Below are 16,244 nucleotides of genomic sequence, written 5' to 3' on the forward strand. Positions count from 1 at the left end.
TATGAAGCTCTCGATATATGCCATATTATCAATCTCGCTGCTATTAATTCTCATGCACGTTGCTGCAACTTTTAAGGATTGGAGTGGCTACAGGAAATATATCATAAAAGAGTTGGAGAGGACGTATGATGCTAAAGTGCATATTGGAGGAAAAATTAAAGTTTCACTCATTACTCCAAAGCTCACTATTCATAATGTATATATACAATACAACGAAAATAAAGAGCAAAAGCTATCAGATTTAATTAGTGTAAGAAAAATTGAAATAAGGCCATCGTTCCTATCGTTGCTTTTATTCTCGTTGCAACCAAAGTCAATCACATTGTTTGGCATGAAAAGCAATAAAGAAAATTTAATTAATATTATAAATACAAAAGCCAGTGGTAACACAGTCGATATAGTAATAAAAGACAGCCAAGTAAGTTTTAAGAATGATTTCGCTAATTATAGCAGCATTGTTAATATAAAGGAAGTTGCTGTAAAAAAAAATAGGCAATTCTCTGGTAAAGTAAAGGTAGGTGATAATAATTACGATTTTTCAGGAAAGGTTAATATCACAAAAAAGAATGCATACATTAGTGTTGAATCAAATTTTGTAAATTTGCTATTTACAGGTAATAGAAATCAAGAAGAACTCCAGGGTAATTTAACACTAACGATTAATAATAGTTCCGGTTCTGTGAGTGATTTAGCAAAAATCATTAATCTTAGCTTTCTCTCCTGTGTTATTCCTAGTGAAAATATTGAGATATCATCTAATATCAACCTCGATGAAAATGAGTTTACGGTAACTGACTTGAAAATTGATTCCAAAAGCATGCAAGCCAGTGGTACAATACAAAATGATAGAAAAGGCGATCACACTAATCTCAATATTAGCTTCAGCAAAGTTAACTTAGATTCCATACAAAATGATTCACAAAGAACAACGAATATGAAAGACCTTCTGGAATGCTTTAGAGCAGTTGTGCCAAAGAACTTGAGCTTAAATTTTAATATGGAAGCTTCTAACATTCAATATCAAAACAAGATATTGGACAATTTCCGTGCTGTACTAAAATCCACTGATGGCAAAGTAAAAGTTAATACGCTTCTTAAATTTCCTGGAATCAATAATATATCTTACTTATCAGGAGAGATCTCAAACAATAATGTCCTATCTGAATTCAACGGTGATTTGTTAGTAGAAGGAAATGATTTTGAGTCATTCATTTTATGGTTTTTTCCTTCTATAAAGATGAAAGAAAACCAGAAAAATCAATTTATACTAAGTTCTAAACTGCACCTTGCACCAAGAATATTATCTATCTCAGACATTAGACTGCTAAATAATAAGGAATCCTTGCAAGGGTCAATTAGAGTAAGCCACACAAAAAAACGCAGTGTGATTGATGGTGAATTTAGCATGCATAATCTTGATGCAGATAAATATGATCATTCATTATTTAGCAGTTTATCTAAAATGCAACGGCTGAAAAATTTTCAGTATGATGCAAATATAAAGGCCAGTGTTTAATAACCTTACATTGAATGATACGAAAATTAAAAATTTGGATTTTTTGCTGAAAATGGAAAAAGGTAAGCTAGTTGCAGATAAAATAAAACTATCTGGAGAAGATTTCGATATTACCGGTAATGCAAAAATATTAGTAGATCAAAAATACGCCAAACCTTTATTAGATGTGAACCTTACGGGCAATAAATTTAATGGAAATATCTTTAAATTACCAAATTTAGTAGAGGTAAAAAGAAATTCAAGAAATGAGATAGATCAAAATTCAATGGTCAACAAAGCAGCTTGATTTTTTGGATGACAAAGAAGGCTTTGATGCAAATGTGCAAATCAATACTGCAGAATTTAAAACCGAGCAGAATGTTTTGAAAGATTTTAATTTGGATGCGGTAATGAGAAGCAACACTATCACTATCAGGCAGGTAAGTTACGTATTAGAACACGGGCAAGTGTTTTTTTCAGGGTTATTTAAGATCAGACTCAATGAATACAAGATTTTCTGTTGTAAATTTGGACACTAAAAAGATTGGTAAGGTTATAGGAATTGACAATGTAAAATGGTCAGGTAAGCTTAAATGGTGAAATCAAAACTCAAGGAAAAAGTTTTCATGATTGGGCTAGTAACTTATCAGGAGATGTAAATTTACAAGCGCAGAGAATAGAAGTTACTAATGTAGATTTTAATTCATTTATCGCTAATTTATTAAGCAGTAAGAATAAGTCTGAAATTTCCACATTTGCTTATGTTGATATATATAATGGCAGTACATTTTTTGAAAATATTAGCGGAAAAGCAAGTATTAAGAGTGGTATATGTTCAACTAGTTTACAATTCGGGATTGATCAAGCATCAGGGTCGATCTCTTCTAATTTAACCTTATCTAACTTCGCTTTAGCTTCTATATTCAGGTTCTTTTTCATACCACCAAACTATAGTAATCCAATCTATATCGATATGCATTTGGATGGCCCTATTTGGCTTCCTAAGATGAGTTTTGATGTAGACCAAATCTTCATCGCTCTGGTTGGCAAGAGGAATAGTTAATTTACTAACATCTGTTTATAAGAGTCATATGTGCTTGACACCTGGCTAATATTAGGTTAATATATTGATATGAGCGTTAAGTTGTAGGTAAAAAAAAATGTTTAGCATGTTTTCGAATCTTTTTGGCAGAAGTTCTAATAATCCAAGTATTATTGGAAGTAATGTAGAAGTTAGCCCTATAAAAGAAACAGTGACTCCTGTAGATATTGGTGAGGGTTTTGAAGAGATTGATCTTGCAGAAATCGATGAGGAAGAATTTTTCGAATGTACAGCAACACAAGAAGAACTAAATTCGCTGCTTGAATCTGAATCACAAGGTAAAACTATTTCTTATGCCCTTAAGCCATTGCTTTATACTGCAAAATATGGAGCCAAAGCACTATCAGCAACAACGGTAGTTGTATCGTACGCCTTAAATGGGGCTTCATATGGTATAGCTGGTATGTCTTATATTCCCTATAGTGCATCAAAGATACTTGAGGAGATTAAAGAAAAAGATAAAAATACAGTAGGATACAAGATGATCACTGCTTCTCAGAATTTGCTAGATCTTACGTCAGGTGCTATATATACTGTGTCATATGTACCATATGGTGCTGGAGTAGTTTTAAATGGAGTGTCTGGTATAGCGAATCAATTAGATTCCTCTTTATCTCCTGAAAAAATAGAGCAGATCTGCACTAAATCAGATTTGTTTGTAGACAACTTATCCAGTAAATTAAAGGGAATAAAAATAGAGAATTTTTCACAAGCTCTAGCGGTAGCTTGTTAGGCGTGTACGGTTTAGGAGACAATAAACTCATCTGAACGGATATCTTCAAGCATATCTGTTCAATGGTGCAGCAGAAAATGGTTGCGCAGGCAAAGTTGCTATGGCTAGTGCAACCCTACTTCATACCGCCGCGGATAGATTCCGCTAACATGTAGCAGAATGACGAACCCTCGGTAAAACCCAAAACTATAGGATAAAATAGACTAAATATGGTGTAATTTGGCTGATTTTTTTAATATTTTACAAAGCACAAAGCAAAAACTTAAACTCTTTTAAGTTGTCTTTTAGCCAGCACAGCTGAACGGATCAAACTTAACCTAACTCATCACCACCTGGCAGTGGTGGCAAGCCAAATGCTTCCCTTTTTTCATTGAGTGTCATAAAGCTTGCGTTTTCTACGTATTTCCACAACTTTTGCCTCTTTTCCGTGAGAATTTCTATTGCATCTTTGTCGTACGACAAGCACAGATCCTCGCCAAATTTTGGTGTTAGCCAAGAATTCAGGTGACAGATAATATTTTCTAGCGTTGGTAAAACCGTCTGTTCCCAGAGGGATAAGCCGTGCTTCGACTAATTTGCTATAAGTGTTATCACCTGGTATGCCAAGCAACTGCGGCGGGACGCCAAAAGCCAGGGCAATATCACGAGCTGAACTGTGTTTGGACTCAATAAAATCCATATCCCTTGGTGATAAGCTCATTTCTTTCCACTCCAAGCCTCCTTCAAGCAATATCGGTCTTCCAGCATTGACAGAACCTGAATAATGATCATTTATTTGCTCTTTTAAGCGTTGGTACTGCTCTTGACTTAAACTTCCACCACTCCCGTCCTTCGCTGATTTCACAACTATTGCACCACTTGGTCTTGCCCCATTTTGCAACATCGCTTGATTCCAAGCACCCGCCTGATTATACTGATCTATACTGTATGCAGCTGCCTCAATTGGTGATAATCCATACCAATCATTCAAAGGGGTTAAAGGTCTTTAGGTCAACACTGCTGAACGTCCGGTTAGTTTATCAACTTTAAAGTCATAACCGTTGTTATTTATGGTATAACGATAGATATAAGGAACGTTATTTCTCCCTGGAACAATTTCAACCCTATCAGGGCGCAGAAGATAAAGCTCTGTGGTGATTTTCTATTGTTCTGTGACTCAACCATCAATTAATAAGAATTGCCGTTAACTAACCGATAAGTTACAATCCCCTCAATAAATTCCGATTTTGATGTCATTGGATTAGGAGAATAAAGTAATTTCAGTAATGGATGGGCTTTTAGTTGCGATTTTCCCTGTTCAGTAAGCTGGCAGAGAGTAAAAGGTACCGAAGATGTAGCACTTGCAATCATATTAATTGCTCGAAAGGCAATAACATTTTTTATGTAACCTTCCTCAGCAAAACTTACATAATCACGCTTACTCCAACTTGGTTCCATCATTAGCTGCAAAGCAGAATATTCACTGCTTTTCTTTCTTTGAAAAATGTTGAAATTCATATGTGCCTCATGAAAGATGTTTAAAAGTTAAAAGTGTTTTAGATTCTGTAGTTAAACTAAGACATAGATCCCAGTGTCACGCACTGGAATGACAAGAAGAGGGCGCTTGGATGACAGGAAAAGAATGCACTGCTATACTAAAAAGAAAAGAAATTGAACATGACAGAATGGCTAATATCTAATCAGCTTATTGATTATAACTGTGCCGTAAAATCTATGGAAGAAAAAATTCAACAAATTTTACAATAATTCAGCAGACGAATTGGTATGGCTACTCCAGCACCCTCCACTTTATACTGCAGGAATCAGTGCAACAGATGATGATATTGTTGAAAAACTATTTCCTATATATAAAACAGGAAGGGGTGGTAAACACACATATCATGGTCCAGGACAGCGCATCATATATTTAATGTTAAACCTTAAAAAAAGAAATAAATGCGACATAAAGCTATATATTAGAGACCTAAGTAAGTGGATAATAAATGTTTTAAAGCAATTTAATATACTTGGAGAATTTAAAGAGGATAGAATAGGTGTTTGGGTGAATAACAATGGAGTAGAAAAAAAAAATTGCAGCTTTTGGTATTCGCTTAAGAAAATGGGTAACTTATCATGGCATAGCGCTTAACGTCTTTCCAGATCTCTCTCACTATAAGGGTATTATTCCTTGTGGACTGCAAGGTTATGGCGTCACATCAATGGAAGAACTAGGAGTGAAAGTTCCACTCTCTGAATTGGATGATATACTAAAAAAAGAGTTTTATAAGATATTTTAATGATCATTTACCTTTTATATTTTATTTTCACTTTATGTGCTAACACAGGTATTCATGCAATCGACCGAGTTGATATTATTGCTCCTTCTTCCAAGGGGAAAAGAATCAGATCTGACTACTATAAAAGGAATATGTAGAAGCTTCGGATTTTAATCCCCATATTTCGGAAAAAATATATAGTAATGACAATCCATTTTATTCCAACTCTGATGAATTCAGAGCAAATGATTTGGTTAGTGCACTAACTAATGATAGTAAAATAATTTGGTGTATCAGAGGAGGAGAAGGGGCTTCTCGGTTAATTCCCTATCTAGAAAAGTTACCCAATGATAAAAAAGAAAGGGATTGCTCAAAACAAAAAAATCCTCATAGGCTATAGCGATATAACTGCCTTGCACATCTATCTACAAGCTAAATATGATTGGCAAACTCTTCACGGCACCATGTTGGAAATGATAGTAAATAGCTCCGTTTCCTGAAAGCTCTGTTGAAAAATTGAAAGAGTTAATTCTTAACAAGCGGGATTCTATCAGATTTGATAACCTAAAGATGATAAACAATGGCATTAGACTAAAAGATGGCAGATTAGAGTCTAAAGTCATCGGTGGTAATATGACTTTAATTGAAAATAGTATAGGAACCGCTTGGCAAATAAATGCGAAAGGTAAAATTCTATTTTTAGAGGACATAAGAGTTTACCCATACGCAATAGAGCGCAGTTTAGATCACCTAAAACAAGCTCACATTTTTGATGGAGTGCATGCAGTAATCTTTGGGGATTTCGTTAACTGTTATAATGATAATCTTGTTGAAGTTGTAAAAGAAAGGCTTGCAAAAAGTGTTAACTTTCCTGTATTTACAATGAAAGGGGTAGGCCATTGGACATACAAATGACCCTTTACCTCTTAACACTCATGCTTATTATTAGCGTTCAAGACGAAAAAGAAGGTTTGTTTTTTATGGATGTGCAGAATGTTAGCTAATCTTATAGCTAATGCGAGCTCTACGTCATGCCGCCGCGGTATCTCTTAGCCGCTAACACGTAGTGGGATACTTAACCGTCATACCGCGATTCATTCGCGATATCTCTAGATCCCGCTAACACGTAGCGGGATGACGATTGTCATTTAGCCATAAATATTTAAGAAATTCACCAAACGAAAAAAAGATATCAACTATGTTTTTTTAAAAATTTTTTTATTTGTAATTTTGCAACTTCATATGGGCAATAAAAACCCATTTGTTATAGAAACAGAATTTTGTATCAAACAGCCACCACAGCAATAACTGAAATTGGTTAATGAATATGCGCGTCCACACACATTAAAAGCGCATATTCATTAACCAATTTCAGTTATTGCTATGTAAATTTTTAAATATGCAAATTAACTGCTTCTTTAAGCCTTGCATTAGCAATCACTATTATTTTTACGCATTAGAGCTGTTATAGCCACCATCTTCTTCTTACCACTTTCAATAAGCTTAGAATAAAAGGCACTAAGTGCAGATTTGGACCTTGTAGCAGCCATGGCAGCTGTAAAAAGCTTTGAACGAACGTTACTTCTTCCACCTATAATCCTTCGGTAGCCAATAGCTTTACCACTTTCCTTAGGATGAGGCGCAACACCTGCAAGGCTTGCAATTTGCCTTTTATTTAAAGAACCAAGTTCCGGTATGAGACACAATAAACATTGAGAGGTTTTTCTACCTATTCCAGGGACTGTTTCAAGAATTTTTTGGCATCGTTGCAATTCAGGATTTTCATTGACTATTTTTTTGTATAGCTTGATCAAGCTTTTCTACCTGGTTGTTGAGGAATTCAATAGCTTGTTGACAACTTTCCTTAATGTAATCATTTCCAGGAGTTTTTAGCCTATTCTTCTCTTGAACAAGCATTTTCGTAATATCGTCACGACGCTGACAAAGTGCAAACAAGGTGGTTTGTTCTTTTGAGATAGGTGTAAATAGCTGCAAATGTCCACAACGCTCAGAACCATATTGGGCAAGCGCTTTTGCATCAAGACTGTCGGTCTTTGCCAAAGTTCCATGAGATAGAATGAAGTTTTTAACTTGACGAGTATTAGCACGATGCACAGCAATGTTTCTATCAATAAGAAAATACAATAAGCCAAGCTCATAACCTCCTGTAGCTTCTAAAATTACCATGGAGTTGGGCAAGATATTTGAAAATTTTTGGTAGAGTTGTTTCCAACCAACACAACTATTGTCAAATTTGATGACACCTTTTTGTTCATTAACTGCAGTAAAAAATTCAAGTTTTCCGATATCAATGCCAATAAAATTTTGATAAGATGTAACCATAAAGAACCTCGAGAGTTTAAGTTAAAATTTAAGATTGTAAACGGGTGCATATATATGTCCCAAACAACTATTCAAACGTCTCGAAGGATAGGCTTGAGTACCTTGATATCTACGTATGTTTATAATACTACCGTCTTACGGTTGCTCAAGCCTGGCGATAACCACATTTTTATAGAGTTATCTTTCTTCTTGCTTCTTTTTATATCACATTTCCAACTTACAACCTTCTTAAGCGATACATCAGTAGTTAAAGGCATAAAGCATGTTTTAGGGCTATGAAATCCCTCTTTTGTGAAGAGCTTAACAAAAATGGTTAAAAAGTATTTTCTTCCTGAAGTTGTTTTATTTCAGCTTTAGGAAGACCGGTTGTTTGGGAAATGACGTCAATCGAGATACCAGCCTTAAGTAGGTTTTTTGCGACTTCAATATCCCTATCTTTTCGACCTTCCGCTCTGCCTTTTTCATGACCGATTAGGATTGTATATTAAATCAAAGTCGCAAGACTATAATGAGCAAGGAGTGATACTGTCAATTGGATTGATTGATAGAAATCGTAGGCATCTCAGTACACTCCTAGCTTTAAAAAATGGAGTACGAACGGTAGGAGGATCTAAAAGATCGAATCACAATCCTGTACAGCATTTACATTATTATTTGATTATATTTATAGGTACAAAAATGGCTAGAACAGTTTTTGTGGGTATTGATGTTTCAAAAGAAACACTTGATATCTCAATCAACAATAAACATCAGCGTATAGAAAATGCAGAGAGAGCTATATCTGAGTTTATAAAGTCGAAAATGGCTAACGTATTTGTTAAGTTATGTGTAGTAGAATCCACAGGAGGTTATGAGAAACTTGTAATAAAATTGTTACAAGAACATAACATAGCTGTTCACAGAGCTCACCCAAATCGGGTATGCATTTGCAAAAGCCTGCAACCACTTTGCAAAAACAGATAAATTAGATGCAAAATTACTAGAAAAATATGCTGAATTTATCACAAAAAATGACGAAGTAATAGAATACATAGTTTCACAAAAGCAAGAAGAACTAAAAGAGCTAAGAGCAGTTGAGCGCAATCTAAACGATGAAGTTCATGCAAATAAGTGTCGTTTGCATAAGGTTACAGGAAAAGCCAGGGAATATATAGAAAAACAGATAGAATTTGCAAAAAAACAATTAGAGCAAATTAGGCAAGACATAGAAGATATAATAAACTCTGATCCTGATTTGAAGGAAAAAAGCAAACTGCTAACTAGCTATAAAGGTGTTGGACGGAAAACCGCAAGTATCCTACTCATAGAGGTACCTGAACTTGGTAGGTTAGATAATAAGGAAATAGCTTGTCTAGTTGGAGTTGCACCAAAAAACTAGTGAAAGCGGAAGGAAAGTGAGCAAGGCCCAAGTCATAGGTGGCAGATTTTATGCTCGAAAAGCATTATACATGTCTGCTGTGGTTGCAATGCGTCATAATAAAAAAATGAAAGTATTTTACCAGCGTTTAGTTGACTCTGGCAAAAGTCGCTTTAGTTGCTGTAATGAGAAAAATCATCATTTGTTTAAATGCTATGATAAAAAACAATAATTTTTATCTTGATGTTTAAGACGGTAGATGCCGTATTGCGCGGATTTGAAAATTGATTATCCTTATTTAATTTTAAAAAATCGTCATTTCTTATGTATACTTCCCCTCTTATTTCCAACTTACCTTTTACGTCAGGTAATACTTTAGGCAATCCTGCTATAGTCGCAACATTTTTTGTTACATCTTCACCGTGATGGCCATCACCTCGAGTTAAACCTTTAATGAACATACCATCCTCATAAATTGCAGAAAACGACAATCCATCAATTTTTGGCTCACATATGATTTCCAACTCATGCACATTCAGAAGTTTTTTAAGAAACTCTTCAACTTCATCTCGTCCATGAGCCTTGTCCAACGAGAGCATTGGTACAATATGTTCCACCTCTAAAAATCTTCTATCAGGCGCAGTACCAACGGTTTGAATATCTGCTTTTTTCACCAGCTCATCGTATTCTGCATCAGTGATTTCTGGTTTGTTTTTCCGATAGTATAGCTCGTTGTGGCGTTTTATTTCCTTTTGTAGTTTTAATGTATTTTCAGTCATAATTTTTACCTCAACCACTGTTTCAGTATACAGCGTCAATCGTGAATCAATTATTAACTTGCGCACTCGTTTTTACTAGAGCTTTACAAGTAAAACTTTTAATTTACCGCTACTTTGTATTTTAATATATAATATTTAAATAGAAAAAGAAAAATATTTAATTAGTAGAGATCTCTGCTCGCTTCAACATCAGCTACCCAAGAATGCGAATTGGTTAGTAGTAAAGTTTTAATAAAACTCAATAATACTGTATTATATATTTGTCCTGCAATTGTGTGAAAAATGACCACTACCGAAAAGAAAGTTGCTGCTGGCTCTCTAGGTTACCAAATAATTCAAGAGATAAAAAAATTGAGGGTATTAAGAGGATACTCTCAGGCAGAGCTAGCAAAGAAAGTTGGTATATCAAAGTCACAAATGGCAAAGTATGAGCAAGGGATATACAACATTTCACCTGAAAAGGCAGAAGAGATGGCAAGAGTATTATCGGTTGAATTTGAGGATTTACTTCCTAATTCAACAGATTATGTAAGTAGCGAAGATGAGAAGATGTTAAGCATAGTGCAAAACTTCAAAAAAATTAGGGACCAAGAATTTCGCAGTGTGTTTTGTTCATTAGTAAAACTTTTGTCAGAAGGAATTGAAATGGGCAAAACTGATACAAAGTCTATAAAATACAAAATGGGACAAAAGGCAAAAAGATTGGCGGTTAGTAAGAGCATATACTCAGTTGGAGTTAGCAAACAAAGCCGAGCTATCAATTCAACAAATAAACAGGTATGAACGAGGTATAGATTATATGTCGTTTGAAAGGGTACCTGAAATGGCAAAAGCATTATCAGTAAACTATGGAGTGCTACTGCCAAAATCAAAAGAAGAGACTTATTATGAAGATGAAGATAGTAAAGGGGAAATGAAGGTATTAAATCTAATGAGAGAATGTAAAAAAATTGAAGATCAAAGATTAAAGGACTTATTGTGTGGGTTTTTGTCCGAGGTGGTAAAAAATTAACGAAGAAGGTTGAGATAAAATTTTTATAGACAGGGTATATCTTTATAGACATTTGTATATAATATTTTTTTTACGTATGGCTTTAATATCTAGGCTCTGTGGACAAAAAATATGAAAAGAGAGAAAAAGATGGTAGTTTAGCCTAATAGGTAAAAAAATGGAGAAACTACCATATGCAATATTACATCAAAGAGGAAAATTGGAAACAAATTTTAGAGTTCATAAAAAGCGTAAAAGGAATGCACAGCAAAGATGAAAAACGTTTAAGAATATTCATAGAGGCAGTGTGGTACATAGTGCGAAGTGGTTGCCAATGGAGACTTTTACCAAAAACTTATGGTAATTACAGGAGTATACATAAGCGATTTAAAAGATGGTGTGAAAAGAGATGTCTGGAAAAAATTGCTTGAATATACTAAACAAGAGCCTGATTTAGAAGTTGCTATAATCGACGATACGATCATCCGAGCCCATCCATGTTCATCTGGATATACAAAAAACTCCAAGGATCAAGAAGCTTTAGGGAGGAGCAAAGGTGGCTTTACAACTAAAATACATGCGCTTGTCGATGCACTTGGAAATCCACTTAAATTTACTCTGACTCCTGGTCAAAGAAATGAAATTACGCAGGCACAAGTGTTAACCGAAAGTATCTATAACTCTACTGTAGTAGCTGACAAGGGCTACGATAGCAATGCCTTTGTTATAAGTCTTGAAGACAAGGGATGTACAGTAGTTATTCCGCCAAAACGGAATCGAAAAGTGCAAAGGTATTACGATGAGCATATCTACAAAGAACGTCATTTGATTGAGTATTTTTTTGGTAAAATTAAAAATTTTAGGCGCATTTTTTTCCAGATTTGATAAAACTGCTGAGGTTTTTATGGGTTTTCTCAATTTTGTTGGAGCTCTTGTATGGCTTCTCTAAAATTTTGTCCACAGAGCCTAGGACATTTCTAACTAATTATCAGCAGGGCGCTATTTTTGATGAAGTACAGCACGTACCTGAGTTGTTATCATATCTTCAAGAAATAGCTTCCTGTAAAGGGGTCGATATGTACTAATAGGGTCTCAAAATTTTGCTCTATATCTCTTTCAAGGCATACTACCCCTCAGTTTATCTGAATTTGGATTCAGCTATTTTTAAGCCCTGATATATCCACTGGCTAGAAACCTATATTGAGTGAGACGTTCAAATGCTTAAGATTGTGGCATTTCTCATACAACTATGCGGCAGTGGCTGAATATTTTAGAAGCTAGTTACTTAATATTTTTTCTTCAGCCATTTCACCAAAATTTCAACAAGCGTTTAATCAAGATGCCAAAGTTATACTTCTATGACTTGCTTGTTGGCCTTGAAAAGGAGTACTACCTTAAAGGAGCTCTGTTTGAAAATTTGATTGTTTTGGAGATTTTCAAGAGACAGGGGTTACCTACTAATCTGTACTTTTGGCGTGACCGATAAGGTAGATCTACTAGCAGAATGGGGTGGATGCTATTGAAATTAAGCACGCTTCAGAGTGATTTTTTTTAAAATATACGATATTTCTGTGAACTCTCTCAAACAGCTAAGCATACACGCAAAAGTTAAATTTATGCCAATAAATGACCTTACCCAGGTTGCTCGGTTGGAAGCAAGAGAAGATAAGGAGCACAAACAACCAACTCTACTATTATTTAACTTCTAGTATGGTATATTAGGTAATTATGTGAGGTATAAAAATGAATACACAAGTAAATTATGTAGGAATAACTAGGCGTATTATAGCAAGTGTGATTGACTATGTTATCATGTCAGGAATTTTTCCAATCTTGTATTTTTCATTAGCTGGTATACTAGTAATGGTATTTAAGAGTAATGAGCTAGGCAACAGTGACATAAGCTTGGTTTTTGATTTTCTTCGATCCAACAGACTACTAGTTATACTCATTGTTTCCATATTCTTTATGATACTAGAAATAATAATGGTAACAAGATTTAGTGGTACTCCAGGACAGTTATTATGTGGTATTCATATAAATGATGCAAACACATTTAAAAATATTACTATAACGCAAGCAATAATTAGATGTGTTTCTAGAGAGGTTGTTACAGGTATAGTTTACTTCCCGACAAGATATACTTCTATTTGGTTTGCAGCTCTAACAATTGTAATAATACTTGCAATACTTGACAAATGAAAGCAGTTTTTTCACGATAAAATTGCAAAACAGTGGCAATAGACTATAAACCTTCAAGCTAACTTTCTTCCTGATTGCGGGTTCATTAATATATGCTGACTTTAATTAATGTAGCTCTTCATAGTAATACAAAGTTACTATTATTTAACTGCTAGTCTGGTATGTTAGGCAATCGTGTTGGATACAAAAATGGATAACTATGCGGGAATTACTAAACGCGTTGCAGCATATGCAGTTGACCAAACAATATTCCTAGTCTTCTGTTCATCGTTTCTTTCATTAATTTTATTTATATTACCAGAAGAATTCCTTGCCGACTTTTTTAATTATGTCTTTCCTGGTATCGACACTGATAATGACCTTATATCAGAGCGACATGAAATATTAGAAAACTTAGGAGAAAGCTTAGTATATATAGCATTAGAAGTATTAATGATAACAAGACTTGGTTGGACTCCAGGAAAATTACTACTTGGTATATACATAAAAGATGCAAACACGCTTAAAAACGCTGCTTTAATGCAAATAGTGATGAGAAGCACTCTCAAGGCACTTTTGTTTGTACCTCTTTATATTTCTGAGTGGTTTTTTAATTTTACCAATATTGATCCTAATACCTGCAATATTTGATCAGCACAAACAGACTTTTTACGATAAAATTGCAAACACGGTAGTGATAGACTATAAACCTGAAGAATGTCACTTAAATTTAAACTATGTAGGAATAACTAGACGCATTATAGCGGACATTATTGACTATTTTATTCTTAAGGGAATTTCCTTAGTCTATGTGATTTTTGTATGGGTAATTTTGCGCACTACTATACCTCAATCATTAATTATACATACTTGCTCATCTTTTTTGCTATCAGTGATATTTGGAGTATTCATGGTAAAAAAAATCTGGTGGTACTCCAGGACAATTATTATGTGGTATTCATATAAAAGATGCAAATACACTTGAAAAATGTTACCCTAGTGCAAGCAAAAATTAGGTATATTTTGATTGAAGTTATTCACTTCCCTATACTTATTACGAGAAGGGGAATTTTTTAATAAGTATACTTCTGAGTGGTGGATTGACCCTTCGTCAGGCTTAATCTTTGTGGGCATAATACTAATTTTCATATGTGCAATATTTGACCGACGCAAGCAATTTCTTCATGATAAAATTGCAAAAAACAGTAGCTGTAAAAAAAGAAAGCAGAAGTAATAGTGATAAATAAACCTACAGGCTAATTTACGTGTTTTGTTTTTTTCTATTCAATTTCTGATCTGTATAAAATTTACTTAAAAAGTTGTTGACACTAAAAATATTCGTGTTACAGGTAAGGTCATATTTGGTATTTACATAAATTGTCTACGACCATTTAGTTTTACAGTGAGGGTAATTTCTAATTACACTTAAGGGGGGTGAAATGGTTATAGGTCAGCAACAGTTAACTGGTAAAATAGCTACAAGATATAATACCATTCAGTTGTTACGGTCTAGCACTTTAAAGCAAAAAAGTCTTAGTGATAAAATTAGTGATGTAGGGGTAAGTGGGCTAATAGATGATACAGTTAAACTTAGTCGTTCAAAGCGAGATATGGGAAAAGGTATATATTACTCAGTAATCTTTATGTATCGTGCATATCGGCTGGTAGATAAATTGGGTTGGAAGCGTGGTTTACAGGTAGTTAATCGGTACTTAGGTATAAAACGTGGACGTGAGATAGTTGTGGATTTAATCGATAAGGCTTTAGAGGGTAAAGATATTATGGATACTATAGAGGATCTTAGACGAACTGGGCTTTTTAAAACAAATGGAAGAGCAATTTACAGAAGTACCGCAAGTCACAGAAGGGCAACAAGTTACCAGAAATACCACAGACTACAGAGGGACGGCAAGTTACAACAGAAATTTCACAGACTACAGAAAGACAGCAGGTTACAGAGGATTATAGCAATACATCTTTACACGGTGCTGCTATACAAGGTAATTTAAAATGCAGCGAAATATTTTGTAGAAAAAGGGGCTGATATTAGTGCTAAGACCAATGGTGATGATACTCCTCTCTACAAGGCTGCATTTGTGGTCGAAATGCAGCTCGCTCGCGACAAGGGCTTTGAAAAACGCGCACAAGCATATGCTGGTAAAGTTTACTCAAGACAGTCTGGCAGATACACTAATTTAAAGAAGGTCTTCTTTATTGCGATTTCAAATTGTATTTTGTTTCCTAAGAAATCCAATTATATATCTAGCCATACTATAAGAGATGAGGAAACTAATGAGCATGACTTACAATGCTTAAGCTTAAAGCATTAGATGCTTTTTACAAGATACAAGGCAGAAACTTATCAATAAGCCCCCATCAAGAATCTTATCTGTTAGCTATATATAAAATTTGATACTCTGACTACAATATACTACTATAGATAAAAGTGTTATCAATGGAGCAAAGTATGGAATTAGCAGTAGAAAATAATGCACCATATTACTATAATACCATAAAAGTGTTATTAATGGAGCAAGGTATGGAATTAGCAGTAGGAAATAATGCACCTGATTTTAGCTTACCAACAGATTCTGGTGAAAATTTATCATTGAGTGAATTTTTTGATAAAAAAAATGTAGTTCTTTATTTTTATCCTAAAGACGATACTCCGGGTTGTAGGATGGAGGCAAAAGGCTTTAGAGATAAAATAGATTATTTTTCTTCCCTTAACACAGTGATAATTGGTGTATCAAAAGATAGTGTTAAGTACCACGCTAACTTCAAAGCAAAATATTCTCTGCCATTTTCCTTAGTTTCTGATGAGAATGCTGAAATGTTGGAAAAATATGGTGTTTGGGTAGAGAAAAGTATGTTTGGCAAAAAGTATATGGGAATAGAGCGCACTACTTTTTTAATAGATAAAAAAGGTAAAGTAGTGAAGATCTGGAAAAATGTAAAAGTTAGTGGGCATGTTGATGAGGTTCTGGAAGAAGTAAGGAGAATGTAAA

General features: G+C 34.4%; 11 protein-coding genes and 9 pseudogenes. 14 read left to right on the forward strand and 6 right to left on the reverse strand.

Annotated elements, in window-relative coordinates; all coding sequences use genetic code 11:
• The first annotated feature begins 1 nt into the window (after position 1).
• Both OM966_RS02005 and OM966_RS02010 read left to right on the forward strand, forming a co-directional pair.
• Positions 2-2,558: pseudogene (locus tag OM966_RS02005) on the forward strand (AsmA family protein).
• 97 nt (positions 2,559-2,655) lie between these two features.
• Positions 2,656-3,330 (forward strand): hypothetical protein, encoded by a 675-nt coding sequence (locus tag OM966_RS02010; RefSeq protein ID WP_264328624.1) that lies wholly within the window; start codon positions 2,656-2,658, stop codon positions 3,328-3,330.
• 367 nt (positions 3,331-3,697) lie between these two features.
• Here OM966_RS02010 and OM966_RS07490 read toward each other — a convergent pair whose 3' ends face one another.
• Both OM966_RS07490 and OM966_RS07495 read right to left on the reverse strand, forming a co-directional pair.
• Entirely contained in the window at positions 3,698-4,300 is a 603-nt protein-coding gene (locus tag OM966_RS07490) for a phage portal protein (protein WP_458694298.1), read from the reverse strand.
• A 197-nt stretch (positions 4,301-4,497) separates the two neighbouring features.
• Positions 4,498-4,827 carry a phage portal protein gene (locus OM966_RS07495; RefSeq protein ID WP_458694299.1) on the reverse strand — a complete coding sequence of 110 codons (330 nt, stop codon included), beginning with the start codon at positions 4,825-4,827 and terminating at the stop codon, positions 4,498-4,500.
• A 159-nt stretch (positions 4,828-4,986) separates the two neighbouring features.
• Here OM966_RS07495 and lipB point away from each other — a divergent pair.
• Both lipB and OM966_RS02025 read left to right on the forward strand, forming a co-directional pair.
• Positions 4,987-5,606, forward strand: a pseudogene (gene lipB, locus OM966_RS02020) (lipoyl(octanoyl) transferase LipB).
• Positions 5,606-6,589 (forward strand): annotated as a pseudogene (locus OM966_RS02025) (LD-carboxypeptidase). The pseudogenes lipB and OM966_RS02025 overlap by 1 nt, the downstream one beginning before the upstream one ends.
• Positions 6,590-6,978: 389 nt before the next feature.
• Here OM966_RS02025 and OM966_RS02030 read toward each other — a convergent pair.
• The 3 genes and pseudogenes from OM966_RS02030 to OM966_RS02040 form a co-directional block, all read right to left on the reverse strand.
• Positions 6,979-7,928, reverse strand: a pseudogene (locus OM966_RS02030) (IS110 family transposase).
• 119 nt (positions 7,929-8,047) lie between these two features.
• Entirely contained in the window at positions 8,048-8,185 is a 138-nt protein-coding gene (locus tag OM966_RS02035) for a hypothetical protein (RefSeq protein ID WP_264328625.1), read from the reverse strand.
• Between the two features lie 56 nt (positions 8,186-8,241).
• A pseudogene (locus OM966_RS02040) lies at positions 8,242-8,406 on the reverse strand (Rpn family recombination-promoting nuclease/putative transposase); the annotation flags it as partial.
• Positions 8,407-8,606: 200 nt separating this feature from the next.
• On the opposite strand from OM966_RS02040, the pseudogene OM966_RS07500 reads away from it, so the two are divergent.
• Positions 8,607-9,536, forward strand: a pseudogene (locus tag OM966_RS07500) (IS110 family RNA-guided transposase).
• A gap of 6 nt (positions 9,537-9,542) precedes the next feature.
• Here the strand turns inward: OM966_RS07500 and OM966_RS02060 are convergent.
• Positions 9,543-10,082: pseudogene (locus tag OM966_RS02060) on the reverse strand (NAD-dependent DNA ligase LigA); the annotation flags it as partial.
• Positions 10,083-10,346: 264 nt separating this feature from the next.
• Here OM966_RS02060 and OM966_RS02065 point away from each other — a divergent pair.
• The 9 genes and pseudogenes from OM966_RS02065 to bcp all read left to right on the forward strand — a co-directional run bounded on the left by OM966_RS02065 (position 10,347) and on the right by bcp (position 16,243).
• Positions 10,347-10,847, forward strand: coding sequence for a helix-turn-helix transcriptional regulator (locus OM966_RS02065; protein ID WP_264328628.1), 501 nt, complete (start codon positions 10,347-10,349; stop codon positions 10,845-10,847).
• On the forward strand, positions 10,795-11,076 hold the full coding sequence (locus OM966_RS02070) for a helix-turn-helix domain-containing protein (RefSeq protein ID WP_405197131.1): 282 nt from the start codon (positions 10,795-10,797) through the stop codon (positions 11,074-11,076). The genes OM966_RS02065 and OM966_RS02070 overlap by 53 nt, the downstream gene beginning before the upstream one ends.
• A gap of 173 nt (positions 11,077-11,249) precedes the next feature.
• Positions 11,250-12,004: pseudogene (locus tag OM966_RS02075) on the forward strand (IS5 family transposase).
• 300 nt (positions 12,005-12,304) lie between these two features.
• Positions 12,305-12,541 (forward strand): DUF4143 domain-containing protein, encoded by a 237-nt coding sequence (locus OM966_RS02080; protein ID WP_264328630.1) that lies wholly within the window; start codon positions 12,305-12,307, stop codon positions 12,539-12,541.
• A 257-nt stretch (positions 12,542-12,798) separates the two neighbouring features.
• Complete coding sequence (locus OM966_RS02085) at positions 12,799-13,257, forward strand: RDD family protein (protein ID WP_264328631.1); 459 nt, start codon at positions 12,799-12,801, stop codon at positions 13,255-13,257.
• A gap of 189 nt (positions 13,258-13,446) precedes the next feature.
• Positions 13,447-13,887, forward strand: coding sequence for an RDD family protein (locus tag OM966_RS02090; protein ID WP_264328632.1), 441 nt, complete (start codon positions 13,447-13,449; stop codon positions 13,885-13,887).
• A 788-nt stretch (positions 13,888-14,675) separates the two neighbouring features.
• Positions 14,676-15,245, forward strand: a complete 570-nt coding sequence (locus OM966_RS02095) for a hypothetical protein (RefSeq protein WP_264328633.1) — start codon at positions 14,676-14,678, stop codon at positions 15,243-15,245.
• 78 nt (positions 15,246-15,323) lie between these two features.
• A pseudogene (locus OM966_RS02100) lies at positions 15,324-15,545 on the forward strand (PD-(D/E)XK nuclease family transposase); the annotation flags it as partial.
• A 230-nt stretch (positions 15,546-15,775) separates the two neighbouring features.
• Entirely contained in the window at positions 15,776-16,243 is a 468-nt protein-coding gene (bcp, locus tag OM966_RS02105) for a thioredoxin-dependent thiol peroxidase (protein ID WP_264329016.1), read from the forward strand.
• Position 16,244 lies beyond the last annotated feature (1 nt).

It is taken from the genome of Wolbachia endosymbiont (group A) of Andrena hattorfiana (assembly GCF_947179565.1).
Taxonomy (GTDB): domain Bacteria; phylum Pseudomonadota; class Alphaproteobacteria; order Rickettsiales; family Anaplasmataceae; genus Wolbachia.